17 protein-coding genes, 1 tRNA gene and 1 pseudogene are annotated in these 16,548 nt (G+C 67.7%); 10 read left to right on the forward strand and 9 right to left on the reverse strand.

All coding sequences use genetic code 11. The features are described from left to right. Positions 1 to 49: 49 nt before the first annotated feature. Positions 50 to 1,300: an ABC transporter substrate-binding protein gene (locus FXF75_RS13440; protein ID WP_163522381.1), complete on the forward strand. Its 1,251-nt coding sequence runs from the start codon at positions 50 to 52 to the stop codon at positions 1,298 to 1,300. Beyond that, a complete protein-coding gene (locus FXF75_RS13445) occupies positions 1,293 to 3,731 on the forward strand; it encodes a methyl-accepting chemotaxis protein (RefSeq protein WP_163522382.1) in 2,439 nt (812 codons plus the stop codon). The genes FXF75_RS13440 and FXF75_RS13445 overlap by 8 nt, the downstream gene beginning before the upstream one ends. Before the next feature lie 91 nt (positions 3,732 to 3,822). Here the strand turns inward: FXF75_RS13445 and FXF75_RS13450 are convergent, their stop codons facing one another. Then, positions 3,823 to 4,359, reverse strand: a complete 537-nt coding sequence (locus FXF75_RS13450) for a hypothetical protein (RefSeq protein WP_163522383.1) — start codon at positions 4,357 to 4,359, stop codon at positions 3,823 to 3,825. Between the two features lie 53 nt (positions 4,360 to 4,412). Next, the gene (locus FXF75_RS13455; protein WP_163522384.1) at positions 4,413 to 5,039 is read right to left on the reverse strand and encodes a hypothetical protein; all 627 of its coding nucleotides are present in this window, start codon (positions 5,037 to 5,039) and stop codon (positions 4,413 to 4,415) included. A gap of 135 nt (positions 5,040 to 5,174) precedes the next feature. On the opposite strand from FXF75_RS13455, the gene FXF75_RS13460 reads away from it, so the two are divergent. After that, entirely contained in the window at positions 5,175 to 6,251 is a 1,077-nt protein-coding gene (locus FXF75_RS13460; RefSeq protein ID WP_163522385.1) for a succinylglutamate desuccinylase/aspartoacylase family protein, read from the forward strand. A gap of 118 nt (positions 6,252 to 6,369) precedes the next feature. On the opposite strand, the gene FXF75_RS13465 is transcribed toward FXF75_RS13460, so the two are convergent. Then, positions 6,370 to 6,681: a hypothetical protein gene (locus FXF75_RS13465; RefSeq protein ID WP_205427561.1), complete on the reverse strand. Its 312-nt coding sequence runs from the start codon at positions 6,679 to 6,681 to the stop codon at positions 6,370 to 6,372. A 386-nt stretch (positions 6,682 to 7,067) separates the two neighbouring features. On the opposite strand from FXF75_RS13465, the gene FXF75_RS13470 reads away from it, so the two are divergent. Both FXF75_RS13470 and FXF75_RS13475 read left to right on the forward strand, forming a co-directional pair. After that, positions 7,068 to 7,418: a DUF192 domain-containing protein gene (locus tag FXF75_RS13470; protein WP_163522386.1), complete on the forward strand. Its 351-nt coding sequence runs from the start codon at positions 7,068 to 7,070 to the stop codon at positions 7,416 to 7,418. Between the two features lie 178 nt (positions 7,419 to 7,596). Continuing rightward, a pseudogene (locus FXF75_RS13475) lies at positions 7,597 to 9,092 on the forward strand (2-isopropylmalate synthase). Between the two features lie 9 nt (positions 9,093 to 9,101). Here the strand turns inward: FXF75_RS13475 and FXF75_RS13480 are convergent. Beyond that, positions 9,102 to 9,383 (reverse strand): hypothetical protein, encoded by a 282-nt coding sequence (locus tag FXF75_RS13480; protein WP_163522387.1) that lies wholly within the window; start codon positions 9,381 to 9,383, stop codon positions 9,102 to 9,104. Between the two features lie 118 nt (positions 9,384 to 9,501). On the opposite strand from FXF75_RS13480, the gene FXF75_RS13485 reads away from it, so the two are divergent. Then, positions 9,502 to 10,011 (forward strand): TspO/MBR family protein, encoded by a 510-nt coding sequence (locus FXF75_RS13485; RefSeq protein WP_163522388.1) that lies wholly within the window; start codon positions 9,502 to 9,504, stop codon positions 10,009 to 10,011. 111 nt (positions 10,012 to 10,122) lie between these two features. Next, positions 10,123 to 10,566, forward strand: coding sequence for a hypothetical protein (locus FXF75_RS13490; RefSeq protein ID WP_163522389.1), 444 nt, complete (start codon positions 10,123 to 10,125; stop codon positions 10,564 to 10,566). A 107-nt stretch (positions 10,567 to 10,673) separates the two neighbouring features. Here FXF75_RS13490 and FXF75_RS13495 read toward each other — a convergent pair. After that, positions 10,674 to 10,759: transfer RNA gene (locus tag FXF75_RS13495), tRNA-Ser, on the reverse strand. Between the two features lie 102 nt (positions 10,760 to 10,861). On the opposite strand from FXF75_RS13495, the gene FXF75_RS13500 reads away from it, so the two are divergent. The 3 genes from FXF75_RS13500 (at position 10,862) to FXF75_RS13510 (ending at position 12,493) form a co-directional block, all read left to right on the forward strand. After that, positions 10,862 to 11,812 carry a MoxR family ATPase gene (locus FXF75_RS13500; RefSeq protein WP_163522390.1) on the forward strand — a complete coding sequence of 317 codons (951 nt, stop codon included), beginning with the start codon at positions 10,862 to 10,864 and terminating at the stop codon, positions 11,810 to 11,812. Between the two features lie 8 nt (positions 11,813 to 11,820). After that, complete coding sequence (locus FXF75_RS13505; protein ID WP_163522391.1) at positions 11,821 to 12,282, forward strand: hypothetical protein; 462 nt, start codon at positions 11,821 to 11,823, stop codon at positions 12,280 to 12,282. 61 nt (positions 12,283 to 12,343) lie between these two features. After that, the gene (locus FXF75_RS13510; protein WP_163522392.1) at positions 12,344 to 12,493 is read left to right on the forward strand and encodes a hypothetical protein; all 150 of its coding nucleotides are present in this window, start codon (positions 12,344 to 12,346) and stop codon (positions 12,491 to 12,493) included. A gap of 406 nt (positions 12,494 to 12,899) precedes the next feature. On the opposite strand, the gene FXF75_RS13515 is transcribed toward FXF75_RS13510, so the two are convergent. Genes FXF75_RS13515 through FXF75_RS13530 form a run of 4 tightly spaced genes read right to left on the reverse strand, consistent with a single transcriptional unit; the run spans position 12,900 to position 16,463 of the window. After that, a complete protein-coding gene (locus FXF75_RS13515) occupies positions 12,900 to 13,400 on the reverse strand; it encodes a hypothetical protein (protein ID WP_163522393.1) in 501 nt (166 codons plus the stop codon). Continuing rightward, entirely contained in the window at positions 13,397 to 14,674 is a 1,278-nt protein-coding gene (locus FXF75_RS13520) for a DUF58 domain-containing protein (protein ID WP_163522394.1), read from the reverse strand. Before FXF75_RS13520 ends, FXF75_RS13515 begins: the two co-directional genes overlap by 4 nt. After that, positions 14,671 to 15,438 carry a hypothetical protein gene (locus FXF75_RS13525; RefSeq protein ID WP_163522395.1) on the reverse strand — a complete coding sequence of 256 codons (768 nt, stop codon included), beginning with the start codon at positions 15,436 to 15,438 and terminating at the stop codon, positions 14,671 to 14,673. Before FXF75_RS13525 ends, FXF75_RS13520 begins: the two co-directional genes overlap by 4 nt. Then, positions 15,435 to 16,463 carry a DUF4129 domain-containing protein gene (locus FXF75_RS13530; protein WP_163522396.1) on the reverse strand — a complete coding sequence of 343 codons (1,029 nt, stop codon included), beginning with the start codon at positions 16,461 to 16,463 and terminating at the stop codon, positions 15,435 to 15,437. The genes FXF75_RS13525 and FXF75_RS13530 overlap by 4 nt, the downstream gene beginning before the upstream one ends. Between the last annotated feature and the right edge of the window lie 85 nt (positions 16,464 to 16,548).

Here is a 16,548-nt window from a genome sequence, read left to right on the forward strand (position 1 = left end):
GCTGTCGGACCGGAATATATATAACTGTAATTTTTAAAGTAGGTCAGCAATGCACTCGAACTACTCCCGGCGGTCCTACCTCGCGCGAAGCGGCGTCGCTCTCGCCGGGGTCGGGTCGCTCTCCGGTTGCCTCGGAACGCTCCGGGGCGGCCGAGGAACGGTCACCTTCGGTTCCGTCCTGCCGACGTCGATGGACGGACTACTCGGAGAACTCGGGACGGCACACACCAAGGCAGTCGAACAGGCCGTCGCGGACGTTCGACAGGCGGGCGGACCGCTGGACAGCGATATCGAACTACGCACGCACGACAGCAAGGTGGACGGCGAGACGGCAGTGGGCGAGTGCGAGAAACTCGTCTCGGAGGGTGCCGTCGGCTTCGTCGGCGCGCTGGTGAGCGACGTGTCGCTCGTCCTCGCGGACTTCGTGAGCGAGAACGACATCGTGCAGGTGAGTCCGTCCAGTACGACGCCGACGCTGGCCGCTCGCGGCTACAACGACGACGTCAAGTTCGTGGGTCGGACCGCGCCCAACGACATCCAGCAGGCGTTCGTGATGGCGAAGGCGCTCAACGACGACAAACACGTCGGGGCCGACGACGTGGGGATTCTCTACCTCAACAACGCGTTCGGGAACAGTCTGGCCCAAGAGGTCGCCGCCGCGTTCGACGGACGAGTGACCGACCAAGTCACGTTCGAGGCCGGGAAGGACTCGTACGACGACACCATCGCGCAGGTCACCGGAGACGACCCGGACGCCATCGCGGTCGTGAGTTCGCCGGGGAGTACGAAGGGCGTCCTCCAACGGGGCGTCGAGAGCGGCTACGAGGGCGACTGGGTGCTGAGCGCGGGACTCATCCCGGACGCCCCGCCGCGATACTTCGAAGGGCTGTACGGGGCCACGATGGCGTCCCAGCGCTCGACCGGTGCCCAGAAGTTGGCCCAGAAACTCGGCGACATCGCACCGCTCCCGCCGTACACGCAGCACGCCTACGACGCGCTGTTCCTGCAGGCGCTCGCGGTCGAACGCGCGGGCGAGGCGACGCCAAAGGCGGTCGCGGAGAACCTCCGTGCGGTGTCGGGCGGCCGCGGCCACACGGTCACGGTCGGCGAGTTCGGCCGGGCGAAGCAACTGCTCGACGCCGGACGCGAAATCAACTACGAGGGCGCGTCGAGCAGCGTGGACCTGAACGAGGACCTCGAACCGCTCAACCCCTACGTCATCCAGCGGGTGCGAGGCGGGACGGTCAGGGAACTCGAACTCGTGAAGACGTCGTTCTTCGAGGGGGCCACCGATGAGTGAAAACGGAGTCCGCGACCGACTCGGGAGCGCAGTTAGCTGGTTGGAGCGACGCTTACCGAAGCGGATTCGCGGGAGCTACGCGGCCAAGTTCAACCTCGTGTTGCTCCTCGTGGTCGTTCTGGTCGGTTCCATCGGCGCGTTCATCCACTTCGACACCCAGCGCATCGTGGAGGACGACACCGAGGCCGAGATAACCGGTATCGCCCACGAGGAGGCCGACGCCGTGCGCAGTTGGGTGGAGAAGAAGAAATCGACGACCGGATTCATCGCGTCGTCGGTCGATTCCAGCGACGAGGAGGCCGTCGGAACCCTGCTGGAGCAACGACTCGTCCAACTCCCCGGCGACGTACAGTCGATTCACTACCTCGACCCGTCCAGCGGCACGGTCGTCGAGAGCACCGACGACCAGAAGGTGGGGAAGACCATCAGCGACGACCAGACCCCGTGGGCCGGGAATCTCAGTGACGTGTCGGACGGGACCGTCAGCGTGTCCGCGCCGTACGAGGGGAAGTCGGGACCGGTCGTGGCGTTCGTCACGCCCGTCGGCGACGCCCGCGCGCTCGTTCTCACCGCGTCGCTCCAGAAGCGGTCGCTCGGGTTCAACTCGCCCATCGCGACCGGGGACGTGAAAGTGGTCAACTCCGAGGGCACCATCGTCCTCGACAACCGCAACGCGAACCTGCTGGACCAGTACAGTGACGACGGGACGATGCCCGATGCGGTGGCGGCCGGGTTCGAGGGGAGTACCACCTTCCGAACCGTCTCGGCCCAGACCGGGATGGCCGAGGGCGAGTACGTGATGGCCACGACACCGGTCGTCGGGACCGACTGGGTCCTCACGTACCACGTCCCGAAGCAGCAGGCCTACGCGCTCCAGACGCAGGTGACGCGTAACATCGGCGGGCTATTGGTCGTGATGCTCGTGGGTCTGGGACTGGTTGCGGTCACTATCGGCCGCCGGACCGCCCAGTCGCTGGACATGCTCGCGGCGAAGGCCGACGCCATCGCGCACGGCGAACTCGACGTCGAACTCCCCGACACGACTCGCGACGACGAGATGGGGTCGCTGTTCGACTCGTTCGCGGCGATGCGGGCGTACCTGAACACGGTGGCCGACCAAGCGGGCGCGCTCGCCGACCAGAACTTCGACGACCCGGTCCTCGACGAGGACGTGCCGGGGACGTTCGGCGAGGCGCTCGACCGGATGGGCGACGACCTCGAAACGATGGTCACCGACATCGAACGCGCCCGCGACGAGGCCGAGGGCGCGAAGCAGGAGGCCGAAGCGCTCAGCGAGTCGCTGGTCCGGAAGGCCAACGAGTTCGGCGAGGTGATGGAGACGGCCGCCGACGGCGACCTCACCCAGCGGATGGACACCGACGGAGAGAGCGAGGCGATGGACCAGATAGCCGTGGAGTTCAACGAGATGATGGCCGAACTCGAGACCACCGTGGAGGACGTCCGCGACTTCGCCGAGAACGTCGCCAGCGCGAGCGAGGAGGTCACCGCCCGGACCGCGGACATCGAGGACACCAGCCAGCAGGTCAGCGAGGCTAGCCAACAGCTCTCCGAAGGGGCGCGCGAACAGCAGGAGAGCCTCGACACCACGTCGAGCGAGATAAGCACCCTCTCGGCGACCATCGAGGAGGTCGCCGCTTCGGCCAACGAGGTCACGGAGGCGGCCGAGAGCACCCAGTCGCTCGGCGAGGACGGCCGCGAGGCCGCCCGAGAGGCCATCGAGACGATGAACAGAATCGAGTCCGAGACCGAGGACACCGTCGAACAGATAGACGGTCTCCAGTCAGAGATGGAGCAAATAGGCGAGATAGTCGACCTCATCCGCGACATCGCCGACCAGACCAACCTGCTCGCGCTCAACGCCAACATCGAGGCGGCGGCCGCCGACGGGTCGAGCGACGGGTTCGAGGTCGTCGCCAATGAGATAAAGGCGCTCGCGCAGGAGTCCAAGGACGCCGTCGAGGACATCGAGGACCAGATAGCGGAAATTCGAGGTGAGACCGACGAGACGGTCGCCGACATCCGGGAGACTCAGAGTCAGGTCTCCTCGGGCGTCGAGACTGTCAACGAGGCCCAGCAGTCGCTCGAATCCATCGTCGAGAACGTCGAGGAGACCGCGGTCGGCATCCAGCAGATAAACTCCGCCACCGACGAGCAGGCCGCCTCGACCGAGGAAGTGGTGAGCATGATGGACGAAGTGACTCGCCTCAGCGAACAGTCGGCCGACGAGGCCGAGGAAGTCGCCATGGCGACCGAAGAGCAGTCGGCGGCGGTGTCTGAAGTCACCGAGAGCGCCGACCACTTGGCGCGGCAGGCCGACGAGTTGATGGAGATGCTAGAGGACTTCCGCGTGGACCGCGACGCCGACGAACTCGGCGAGCGAGACGCGGCGACGGTGTCCCGGACGGAGTAGCCGCGGTCCGACCGACTCGTTCTCACTCGGCGTCCGAGCGTTCGAACGACGGGTCGGAGGAGTCGGCGCGGCGGTGCCGATACCCTGCGGTTCAGGCCCCACCGCCGCCGCCGTCCTCCTCGTCGCCGTCGAGTCGCTCCACCGCGACGTCGAGGAAGTTGGCGAGGCCGGGGACGAGTTCGTGGGTCTGGAGTCGGTAGAAGTCGCCGCCTCCGCACGGTTCGCCGCCGACGACGCGGTAGAGCGACCGCGGCGGCACGGGGTCGCCCACGAACGCCGCCGTGTCCTCGAAGCCACCGATGGAGTTCGGGTCGCCGCCGAAGAACCCCTCCGTCTCCGTCGGGTCGATGACGGTGGCGTCGTAGGATATCCACTGGTCGTCGGCGGACTCGGGCACCTCCGGGAAGCAGGCGTCCGGCGGGCGGAACCCGGGTTGGTTCGGTTCGGAGACCAACACGACCCGATTAGCGAAATCGGCTTCCAACAGGTCCACCCGAGGGACGACCATCCGGAAATACTGTACACCGCCGCCCTCCTGTGCGGCGACGCCTCCGGCCAGTCCGGCGACCCCGAACGACGCCGCGCCCGCGCGACGGAGGAAGCCGCGTCTGTCGAGTTGCTCGTCCATGGCACCAAAAGCAGGGGCGCGACGTCAATAATCGTTGTTGCCGCGGGGTCCGGTCACTCGTCGTCGAGGTCGAATCGGTCGGCCGCCGACTCGAAACTGGTCTCGAACTGCTCGCGCGACCGGCGGCCCTCCTTCTCGGCGATGGCCTCTGGGTCGGGGTTCACGTCGTCGTCGATGCGCGCCCACGACTTGTGGACCTTGGCGTGACACCAGCGACAGAGGTACACCGTAATCTCGTGGCCGACGGTCTCGCCGCCGCCCGCGTACGAGAGGTGGTGTTCCTCCAGCAGCGGTCGCTCCTCGGAGTGGGCCATCCGGCGCTCTTCCAGACCGCACCGCACGCACTCGCGGTCCCGGTTCCGACACCGGAAGTGGGGGCACGACTCCCAGTCCCAGTCGCCGCTCCCGGAGACACCGTCAGAGTGACCCTCTTCCGAGCCTCCGGTCGCTTCGCTTCCGGAGACCCCGCTCGCTTTCGAGGCGCACGACGCCTCGCTGTCGGGGTCGACGACGGGACACCGCAGGTCGTCGCGCCTGCGCTCGCGGGCGAACTCCGGGTCCTGTTCGGGGTGTTCGAAGGCGTACCGGCACTTGCCCTCGTCGGTGAGGTGGTCGCAGACCCCGGCGTGGTCGTAGGGGTCGTCCACGCCGACGGGGGTTCCGGAGGGCGTCTCCTTCATGCCTCGTCACTGGTTCGGGCGGCGTCGGATAAAAACGGTCGGGCTATCGTTCTGAACGCGCCCCGAGCGACGCCGCTGGTAAACGATAGACACAACACGGTCGAGTCGGCCCCTTCTCACGGAGTTTCAAGTTTCATGTCCGAGAACGAGCGACCCGAACCGTTCACGTACGACGGGGAGGTCCCGCCCGGCGAGACGCGCCACGTTCGATACGAGGTCGGAGAGACCTACCTCGGCGACCCCGTCGAGGTCCCGATAACGATAATCAACGGGACAGAGGCGGGACCGAACGTGTTTCTCACGGCCGCGATTCACGGCGACGAACTCAACGGCGTGAAGGTGGTGCAGGAGGTCGCGGACCGCTACGACCCCGACGACCTCCACGGCACGCTGGTCTGTCTCCACGTCGTGAACGTTCCCGGCTACCTCGCCCAACAGCGCGACATCCCCATCTACGACCAAGACATCAACCGCTCGTTCCCCGGCAAAGAGCGGAGCAACACGGCCGAGCGCATGGCGAACAAAATCTATCGCCGGTTCGTCAGTCAGTGCGATTTGGGCATCGACTTCCACACCTCGACGCGCAACCGGACGACGATGTACCACATCCGCGCGGACGTCTCGAACCCGGCGGTGGACCGACTGGCCCACGCCTTCAACGCCAACGTCATCCTCGACGGGGAAGGCGAGGAGACGTCGCTCCGGTCGGTCGCCACCGGCGACGGTATCCCGACCATCACGGTGGAGATGGGCAAGGCCCACCGCTTTCAGCGACCCCTCATCGACAAGGCGGTCGAAGGAGTGAACAACGTCCTCGCCGAGTACGACGTCCTCCCGGACGAACCCGTAACCTCGGCGAAGTGGCACAAAGTGCTGGGCGGCGAGCAGGAGAAACGCTGGTTGCGCGCCGAGACCGGCGGACTCGTAGAGATGGAGTGGGGACCGTATCCGCTCGTCCACGAGGGCGACACCATCTGTACGATTACCGACCACTTCAAGCGGGAGGAACACCCGATAACGGCCCCGTTCACCGGCATCATCGTCGGCGTACTGGAGAACCCGGTGGCGTTACCCGGCCACCCGCTCTGTCACCTCGCGCGAATCGACCGCGAGACCCACGCCGAGATAGAGACCGAAATCGAACGCGGCGAGTTCGACGGCTACCGAACGCTCGGTCTCCGCGAGATGGCCGACCGCGAGCAGACGGAGTGACGACGTAACTCCGAATCTCGGACGGGGTGTCGTCGAACACGGTTCCGTCGGTGAGAGGAACGTTCTGACAGAAGTAACGGCGTGTGCACAACCGTAGCGGCGGTCTCGGAGAAGTGCGTCAGTCGGCGTGCGGCGCGCCGTTCGTCGTCGAGTCGGTCGAGCGCGAGACCTCGGAGTCCGACGAGGAGTTGTAGGGGTGGGGCGAGCGGAGCGCGGCGATGAGACTCCACATGACGCCAGTAAGGACGGACCCGACCGCGGACATGGTCATACCGAGCGTGAAGAAGGCCGTGCCGTAGACGAATCCGATTGTGGCGGACGGGAGCGCGGTGCCCAACGGGACGTTGGCCATCGAATCGCGGAGGGTCGGGACGAGGACGACGAGCGAGAAGACGCTCCCGCAGAGGAAGACGGCGTCTTGCCAAATCATGGTTTTCGGTGCGGTGATACGAGCGATTCGGTGGGCGTTTCGGTCATCGACTCAATGTAGACGGAGGAATTTTAAAAGGTTTACTCAATGGCGAGTAAACAATCCATTACAGTTCGAGACGGTACCGCTACCCACGGTTCAAGCACTCACGAAGGGCGTTCCGTCGCGCCGGACTCGACAGTAGGTGGTCGTTGTAGTGGAGGAGTCGGACACACTCGCTCACCGATGAAAGCGGGCTAGATTGGCTGTGAGTCCGTTATTCCGGGCTTGACGCCGACATCCCGTCAGTTGCAGTTCGTTGCAACGGTCCCGAACCTGTTCGGCAACGCCCGCGCGAGTCCTCGGCGACGGAAACGCTTTTGCCGACGCCGGGAACACCTCCGGGCGTGCGATTAGTACACGAGTCTGACAGTCGGAGCGAGACCCTCGCCACCGAGGTCGAGACCGCCGACTCGTTCCTCTCGAAGGCGAGGGGGCTGATGTTCCGGCGGTCGGTTCCCGACGACTACGCGCTGGTCTTCCGGTTCGACGACGTGGCGAGTCGAGACGTTCACATGGTGTTCGTCCCCTTCCCGCTGGACGTGCTGTGGCTTCAGAACGGCGAGGTGACGCGGACGGAGCGCCTCTCGCCGTGGACCGGACTAGCGGAGGCCGAGGCAGACCAGTTGGTCGAACTTCCCGCAGGGAGCGCAGACGACGTAGCGGTCGGCGACGAAGTCCGCGTCGTCCGGGGGTAACGCCGGTCCGACAGACCGGTCTGTCACAAAGGCCCGCTTAACTACGGCCGAGCGAAACGGGAGGCGTGGTCAATCATGGCCAGTGAACGATTTATTCGGGGGTCCCCCCGATAACACATCTCCATCGAACCGCGACGAACAGCACGAAGAACGCGACGACGGACTCGCTGATTCGAACGTGAAACTCCTCGATACTACGCTCCGCGACGGCGAACAGGCCCCGGGCATCTCGCTCACGCCCGACGAGAAGGCCGAGATAGCCGCGGCGCTCGACCGCGCGGGAGTCGCCGTCGTCGAGGCCGGGAGCGCCTGCACCGGCGAGGTAGAGCGCGAGACCATCCAGCGCGTGACGGACCTCGATTTGGACGCCCGGGTCACCAGTTTCGCCCGCGGCGTCCGGAACGACGTGGACCTCGCGCTGGACTGCGGCGTGGACGGCGTGAACCTCGTCGTCCCCGCCAGCGACCGCCACGTCGAGGGGAAGGTCGGGACGACCCGCGACGAGGTGGTCGAGACGACCGCCGACCTCGTGGCGTACGCACGCGACCACGGTCTCTGGGTCGAGGTCATCGGAGAGGACGGGTCGCGGGCCGACCTCGACTTCCTCGAACGACTCGCCGAGGCCGCACACGACGCGGGCGCGGACCGCTTCTGCTACGCCGACACCGTGGGCCACGCCGGACCCGAACACACCCGCGAGGCGGTCTCCCGACTCGCCGACCTCGGGCCGACCAGTACCCACACTCACGACGACCTCGGACTCGCCGTGACGAACGCCCTCGCCAGCGTCGCGGCGGCGCGGACCTCGTCCACGCCACGGTCAACGGCGTCGGCGAGCGCGCCGGCAACGTCGCGCTCGAAGAGGTCGCCATCGCACTCGCCCACTGTTACGACGTGGAGACGGTCGAGACGACCGAACTCTACGACCTCGCCCGGACAGTCGCGGACGCGACCGACGTGGCGCTCGCGCCGAACAAGGCGGTCGTCGGCGAGAACGCGTTCGCCCACGAGTCGGGCATCCACACCGACGGTACCCTCAAAGACGAGCAGATGTACGAACCCTACCCGCCCGAGACGGTCGGCAGGGAGCGACGCCTCGTCCTCGGCAAGCACACTGGCCGGGCGGGCGCGAAGGCCGCGCTCTCCGAACACGACGTCGAGGTGAGCGACGACGAACTCCGCGAGGTCGTCACCCGCGTACAGGACCTCGCCGAGCGGAACAAGCGCGTGACCGACGCCGACCTGCTCGCCATCGCCGAGGACGTGCAGGGCCGCGAGCGCGACCGACGCGTCGAACTCCGGGAACTCACCGCCACCAGCGGCGGGCGCATCCCGACCGCGAGCGTCAGACTCGACGTGGACGGCGACGAGCGCGTCGCCAGCGGCACCGGCGACGGGCCGGTAGACGCCGCGGTCACCGCGGTCAGGACGGCGGTGGGCGACTCGGACGCCGCGACGGACTTCCAACTCGAATCCTACCACGTGGACGCGATTACCGGCGGCACCGACGCGGTGGTCACGGTCGAAGTCGAGATGCGCCGTGGCGACCGGTCGGTGACCGTCGCGTCCAGTGACGGCGACATCACCCGAGCGAGCGTCACCGCGATGGTGGACGCGCTCGACCGACTGCTCCCGGCCGAACCCGAGACCGAGACCGCGGTCGCCGACGACTGAGCGGTCAGTTCACTCGTCGTCTCGAAGCGCGGCCGCGACTGCTTCGAGTTCCGCCTTCCGGAACGCGCTCCCCGCGCTCTCCGGGTCGTCCTCGTCCGCAATGCCGATTTTCCACAGAATACCTGCCCGCATCTGGGACTTCGACGGGAGACGGTTCGCGTCGATGTCGTAGTCCACCGCGTCGCAGATGGCCGCGAGGGCCTCCTTGGTGAAGGCGGTCGATTCGACGCGCTCGTACCTGCCGACGGTCTCCCGGATTTCGTTTCTGAGGTCGTCTACGGTCGGTGACATACGGACAGAGATGGGGAGGGTCGCCCTGTAAGTTGCGGTGGTGCGTCGGGATTCGCGCCCGGGAGCATCCGTCCTGCGACCCTCCATCCCTTTCCCCGCTCCCCACTTAGGTGGTCGCATGACCCTCACCGAGACCCCGAAGCGAGGAGACTCCGGCGGGAACACCCACTGGGCCGCGCTCGTTGCCAGCGTCCTCGCCTGCGAACTCGCGGGCATCGTCCCGTCGATTCTGACTGCCGACGAGGTAGCGACGTGGTATCCTACGCTGGTCAAACCCGCGTTCACGCCGCCGAGTTGGGTGTTCGGCCCGGTCTGGACCGCGCTCTACCTCCTGATGGGGGTGGCGCTGTACCTCGTCTGGCGGAGCGACCGGGGTCGAGCGCGACGGACGGCGCTCGCCCTGTTCGGCGTCCAACTGGGTCTCAACGCGGCGTGGACGCTGGTGTTCTTCGGGTCGCAGGCCATCGTCGGCGGTCTCGTCGTCATCGTCGCGCTCCTCGTACTCGTCGCCGCCACCGTCGCCGCGTTCGCCCGCATCGACCGCCGGGCCGCCGCCTTGCTGGTCCCGTATCTGCTCTGGGTCGGGTTCGCCACCGCGCTCAACTACGAACTCTGGCGTCTGAACTGACTCGCGGACGCGCTGGCTCCGACCGAGAAGACGCTGCACGGGAGAGTATTGGGTCGTTACTCCCGGCGACGACCGGCGACCGTCGAGTTGGACGGTCGTTACCGGCGGCGTTTGGAGTCTATAACAAAGGACGGTAGCGGCGTCGAACGGGACGTGTCGAACAGTTCGGTTCCGAGTTCATACGCGATAGACGGCGGCCGGTTCGGGGTCGGCGCGGACCGCTACACGCTGTTCGTAGTGCTGTTCGTCGGCAAGGCCCTCGACGCCATCAGCACCGTAACCGTCCTCTCGCTCCGCGAGGACGTCTACGAGTCGATGTGGCTCACCCGCACGCTGATGTCGGAGTTCGGTATGGTCACGGGCGTGCTCATCACCGTCGTCCTCGCGGTGGCGGGCGTGGTCGTCCTCGCCGAGAGCGGCGAGGCAGTCGCCCGACTGACTCCGGACGGGTGGGCACCCGACGACTACCCCACCGCGTTCCGGGTCGTCACCTACTGCTCGGCGGGCGTCTGGTACGGATTCCTCGGCGTCCACAACTTCACGTTGCTGTTCTGAATCTCGCGTTGCGATTCTGAGACGGAGCGCGTCGAGTACCCTCGGTAATTCGGAAATCGACCGAATAGACGTCGCTATCGAAGGTGAGTGCGGAAGAAGTTTGGTGACGCCGAGGAGGAGATTTGAACTCCTGTGTCCGTGAAGGACAGTTGCTCTCGAAGCAACCGCCTTGGCCGGGCTAGGCTACCTCGGCTCACTCAATCATACTGCCCTCTCCGTCTTAGTGATTTCGATTCTCGCGCCACAGTTCAGTAGACCGTCACCTTGAAGCGGGTGCCACCACTCCGGGTAGGGTATGGACGTAACCGAGGCGAACGAGCAGTGTGACGCCGTCCTCGATGCCATCGGCAACGCGGTCATCGCCGACCGAGAGTTCCTCGAAACCGTGCTCCTCGGCGTGATGGCCGGCGGTCACGCCCTCCTCGAAGACGTGCCCGGAACGGGCAAGACCCTGACCGCGCGGAGTTTCGCGTCGGCGCTGGGTCTCTCGTTCTCGCGGGTCCAGTTCACGCCCGACCTCCTCCCCGCGGACGTGACCGGCACGCACGTGTTCAACGAGCAGGACCGGACCTTCGAGTTCAACGAGGGTCCCATCTTCGCGAACGTCGTGCTGGCCGACGAGATAAACCGCGCGCCGCCCAAGACGCAGGCCGCGCTGCTGGAGGCCATGGAGGAGGGGCAGGTCACGGTGGACGGCGACACCCACGACTTGCCGAAACCGTTCTTCGTCATCGCCACCCAGAACCCCGTCGAGCAGGAGGGCACGTTCCCCCTGCCCGAGGCGCAGGTGGACCGCTTCGCCGTCAAGTCCTCCATCGGCTACCCCGAGACCGAGGGCGAGTACGAACTGCTCCGCCGACGCGCGGGCCGGAGCGCCCAGAGTCCGTCGGTCGGGACCGTGCTGGACGAGCGACTCGTCACCGACCTCCGTGAGGTGCCCGAGTCGGTCCGCGTGGACGACGACCTGCTGGAGTACATGGCGAACGTCGCCCGCGAGACCCGCGAGGACCGCCGGGTGTCGGTCGGCGTCTCCCCGCGCGGGACCCAGCGCCTCTTCGAGGCGACCCGGGCCTACGCCGCGATGCAGGGCCGGGAGTTCGTCACCCCCGACGACGTGAAGCGCGTGGCCCACCCCGTCCTCGCCCACCGCGTCGTCCTCACGCCCGACGCGCAGGTCAACAACGTGGCGAAGTCCGCCATCGTGGACCACGTGCTGGACAGCGTCCCCGTGCCGACGGTGGAGTAGTCCGACAGATGCCCTCCAGACGGTCGGTTCTCGCTACCGGAGTCGCCAGCCTCTGCGCCGTCGGCCCGGGGTGTACGGCCGTCCTCGACGGGTCGGCCCCCGAACCGGCGTTGCGGAGCATCACCCTCCGGAACACCGACGCCGAGACCCACGCCCTCGCGCTCAGACTCTTCCACGACGGCGCGGAGATTCTCGACCGGACGTACGAACTCGGTCCTCGGACCTCCGACAACGGGGACGCCGACACCGCAGACAGTGACACCGACTACGTCGTCGGCATCGAAGACGCGTGGGACTCGCCCACCGGCGAGTTCCGGGCCGCGGTCCGCGTAGACGGTGAGGACCGGACGAAGTTCCGACTGGACGACGAGATTCGTCCGCCGACGCCCTACCGGTACGAAATCCGCGTCGAGCGGAACGGCGGCGTATCCACGTGGGTCGCGAAACCGGAATCGACCGCGACGCGGTAGTCAGTTTCACTTTCACTCCGCTTGGCTCGCCTTTACATCAGTCCGGCGACCACCCGGAACCATGAACGCAGACGAGTCCGGGGAGGAGTCGGCGGACGCCACCGAAGAGGACGAGGAGACGGAACTCGCGGACCTCGACCCGAACGCCGAGAAACAGGCCCGGCGGGTAGAACGCCAACTGCGGCGACTCCGCCGCGAGATGCGGGGCTGAAAGCGCTCGGGGCGGATTTCTCGTCGGGTTGCTCGTGGTCTCCCGGCGGTTCGACTGTCACTCCCGGAGTTTCGTCTGTCGTCCTTCGAATCTCGTCTATTGCCCCTCGCGTCTCGTCTGTTGCCCTCGGAGTCGAAGTGGTTGCGCAGAAGAAGCTAGTTTCAGGCTCGAACACGGGAGTCCACCGCACAGCACCGCAGCGGCACCGTGAGAGCCTCTCATCTCACCAACCGACTGCGCTACTCGGCCGACGGTCTCCGGTGCTCGTCCCTCGCGCGGTGGGCGCGGCGCACGAGAGCGCCGCGCCCGCACACGCCGGGATGAAATCGAGAGTGCGCTACTTGGAATCGCCAACACCGAGCACGAGGATGGAAATCGAACCGGACGTGGCTCGAAAATAGAAGTCTCAGTTCCGGAGCGCCGACGTGAGCACCACCGCGGCCAGCAGCAGGAAGACCAGCGCGGTCACCGGCCTACCGCCCGCCGAGACCAGATAGATGCCGTACCCCAGACCGCCAGCGCCCACGGCGACAACCGTACTCCCGGCGGCGTGAGTCGCCTCCAGTTGGGTCGTGTCGGTCTCCCGTCCCAACTGGTCGCCGACGGTGATGGCCTGCTCGCCGAGGTCCCACGCCAGCACCGCGGCGATGACCCCCGGCAGGAGCAGGTACGGGGTGGGGAACGCCAGACCGCCGGCCAGCGCGGCGACGAGGAGCGCGGTCGAACCGAGCGTGACCGCGCGTCGCGACCCCCAGAAGACGCCGAGCGCGACCACCAAGAATCCGGCCGCACCGGCCGCGAGTCCGGTGGACCCGGTGAGCGCGCTGGTCCCCGCCGCGATTCCGGCCGCGGTCACCGCCAGCGCCGACGACAGGCGGGCGGGCGACCGGTCGATTTCGCGGGTCATGCTGAACCCCGTGTGACGCGAGCCATTCGAGCGAGCGCGACGCCCAGCGACTCGTCGGTGTCCCAGTCCACGACCCGGACCCCGCTCTGGCGGAGTTTCGAGACGCGGTGGTCGCGCTGGGTTCGAGCGAATCGCTGTCCCGCGGTCCGAGTCGACGTCGGGTCGGGACTGACGACCGTCACGAGGTGGTCCTCGGCGTCCAGTCGCCGCGCGACCTCCGGGCCGAAGTCGTCGCACAGCGGCGTGACGAAGACGACCTGCGAGGACGCCGGGAGTCGCTTTCGAAGCTGTTTGAGGCGTGTCGTCGGGTAGAACATCTCCTCGGAGGGCGTCGGCGCGAACGCCGGGTGGGTCGCCAGCAGGTCCCGGGCGCGGGCCTGGTGGTCGTGGCCCGCGCCGGGCGCGAGCCAGCACGTCTCGGGACCGAACGACGCCAGTCCCACGCGGTCGCCCGCGTCGAGGAGTCTCGTGACCATCTTGCCCGCGGCGTCCACGCCGAACTGGACCGCGTTGCGCTCGTCGTCGCCCCGGGCAAGATACGCCTTCTCGCGGGTGTCCACGAGGACGACCACGCTGGCGGCCCGCTCCTCGCGGAACTGGACGGTCGTGAGTTCCCCCGTTCGCGCGAGGCGGTTCCAGTCGACCCGAGAGAGCGGGTCGCCCGGCCGGTACTCGCGGGTCGCGTGGAACTCGATGCCCGACCCGCCCACGTCGGTCGTCACCCGGCCGGTGTACTGGGTGGTCTGAGCGCGCAGGGGCATGTCCACGGTCGTTCCGAGTTTCGGGACGCACCGGAGGAGGGTCTCACACTCGACTTCGGTCTCGACCTCGATGGCGCCGCTGAAGTCTCGGACGATGGCGGTCACGGGGTCGAACTCGTGGTCGCCGCGTTCGGCCTCGACGGTGTAGGTGAACGACGCCGTCTTGCCCGGTCGGAGCGCGGTCCCGAGGCGGGCCGACCCGTCTGTCACGGGCAGGGCCTCCGGAACCCCATCGACGAGTCGGAGGTCGGCCAGCATCGAGTCGCCGACGTTCTCGACGACGAGCCTGACCTGCACCTCCTCGCCCGGCAGGGGTTCGTCGTCGCTGAGCGTCCGGGTCACGTCGAGGGCCACCTCGGGCGTGCCCGCGGTCCGGGCGTAGGCCGCGAACGCGACCCCGACGACCCCCGACAGCAGGACCAGCGGCCGACTGAAGAGGACGCCCAGCGACCCCGCCAGCAGGGCGACCACACTGACGCCGCGCCACCGTTTCGTCTGTCGAATCGACTTCACGCTTCGGCCTCCGTTCGACGGGCGTCGTCCGTCCTCGCGTCGGTTCGAGAGGAGTCTGATTCCCCAGTGTCGGTCGTGCCAGCGGACGCGCTGGCACGGGTCTCGGCGCTGCCGTCGGTCTCGGTACCGCCCGGGTCAGTTTCGCCGGATTCGCCGTCGTCCCGAGAACCGGACGACTCGGCGTCGGCCGGTTCGACTCCGGCCGCCCGAGCGACGGCGTCCGCGGTTCGCCGGATTCGGTACTGGGAGGGCGACTCGGTGCTGACCGCGAGTCTCACCCGGTCGAAGACGGGCGGCGAGGGGGCGTCCTCTCCGCCGAGGAACGACGCCGCGTGCCGGTCGTCCGTCCACGTTCCGGCGTCGAGTCGCTCGCGGGCCTGCTCGCGCGAGCAGTTCTCCCGGTCGGCGACGGCGGTGATTGCGGCGGCTTCGAGCGTCTCGCGCAGGTCCGCTCGCTCGCGGATAAGGTCCCGTCGCGGTCCCGACCGGAGTTCGGCGACTGTCCGGTCGAACTCGTCGCCAGGGGTCGGCGCCGTCTCGACCGTCTCCACGTCGGGCGTCTCGGTGGCCGCTACCTCGGTGGCCTGCCGGGACCGGGCGACCCGAACCGCCTGCACCAGCGCGAGCAGGCCGACGACCGTCACCGCGGCGTAGCCGGTGCCGATGGCGGCGGCGAACCCGGGGACGAACGCCATCAGCAGGCCGAGCGCGACCGCGACCAGACCGACGGCGGTCAGAATCGGATGGTCGTTGCCGTCGGTCACTCGGCGTCACCTCCGCTGGTAGCGTCCGAGGACCGAGACCCGTCCGACTGCGAACCGGCGTCCGAGGGCCGACCGGCGTTCGGGGTCGGACCCGCGTACTCGCGCTCGATGCGCCTGAGGGCGTCGAGCGCCTGCTGTTCGCGCTCCTCGGTCGCCGACTCGCCGCCGTACCGGACCTCTTCGAACAGCGAGGTGAGTCGGTCCACGTCCTCGCGGGCCATGCCCGCTTCGACCGCGGCCGCGGCGAACTCCGCGGGCGTACTGGCCGCGGGGTTGGCCACGTCGAGGTGGTCGGTCATCTCGCGCCACGCGCGGAACACCTCGTTGTCCACGTCGGTCGCGTTCTCGATGCGGTCTGCGGCCTCGCCCGCGGCCCGGCCGACCGCGCGCACGTCTCCGGTGTCGTCGGGGTCCGCGAACGTCTCGTCCTCCTCGGGGTCGTCGCCGCTGGAGGAGACGAACAGGAGCGCGACGGCCGCGAGGAGCGCGACGCCCAGACCCGCCATCAGGAGGAACGAGGGGTCGGTGAACGTCGTCCCGTTGGCACCGCCGGGTGCACCGCTCCCGCCCGCAGGCGCGAGGGAGACGTTCCCGCCTTCGAACAGCGCGCTCCGTGCGTTCGGCACGGGGTCCGTGCAGAGGGTCAGGAGCGCGTGGCCGAACAGGATGGGGACGCCCACCGGCCCGGCGTACGCCACGACGCCGAATCCCCCGAGGCGACGGTACGCGGCGTACGCGCCGAGCGAGAACACCCCGAGGATGAGGGCGATGGCCCACCACGTGTCGAGGAACGCGTAGCAGGGGACGTCCATCGGCGTCCCGCCGGTCGTGTCGGACGATACGTTCCCGAACTCCAGACTTGGCTGACTGCCGTTCTGTACGCCCGCGTCCGAACTCGGCGCGCCGAACCCGAACCCGCCGGACGATTCGGCGAGGACCGCCGAGTCCAGCGTCGCGGCGGCGAAGCCGATAGCGACGACTGCTAACAGCGCGAGGACGACAGGGCGTGCGGTATCACGGTCCACAGAGGTAGGTTGCGGGATTGATAACTTAGAGGTTCTGCCTCGTCGGCGGAGCGCGGCGTTTCTTACCTGCTCTTCGCGGTAGAAG

Origin of the sequence: Halorussus sp. MSC15.2 (assembly GCF_010747475.1) — an archaeon.
GTDB lineage: Archaea > Halobacteriota > Halobacteria > Halobacteriales > Haladaptataceae > Halorussus.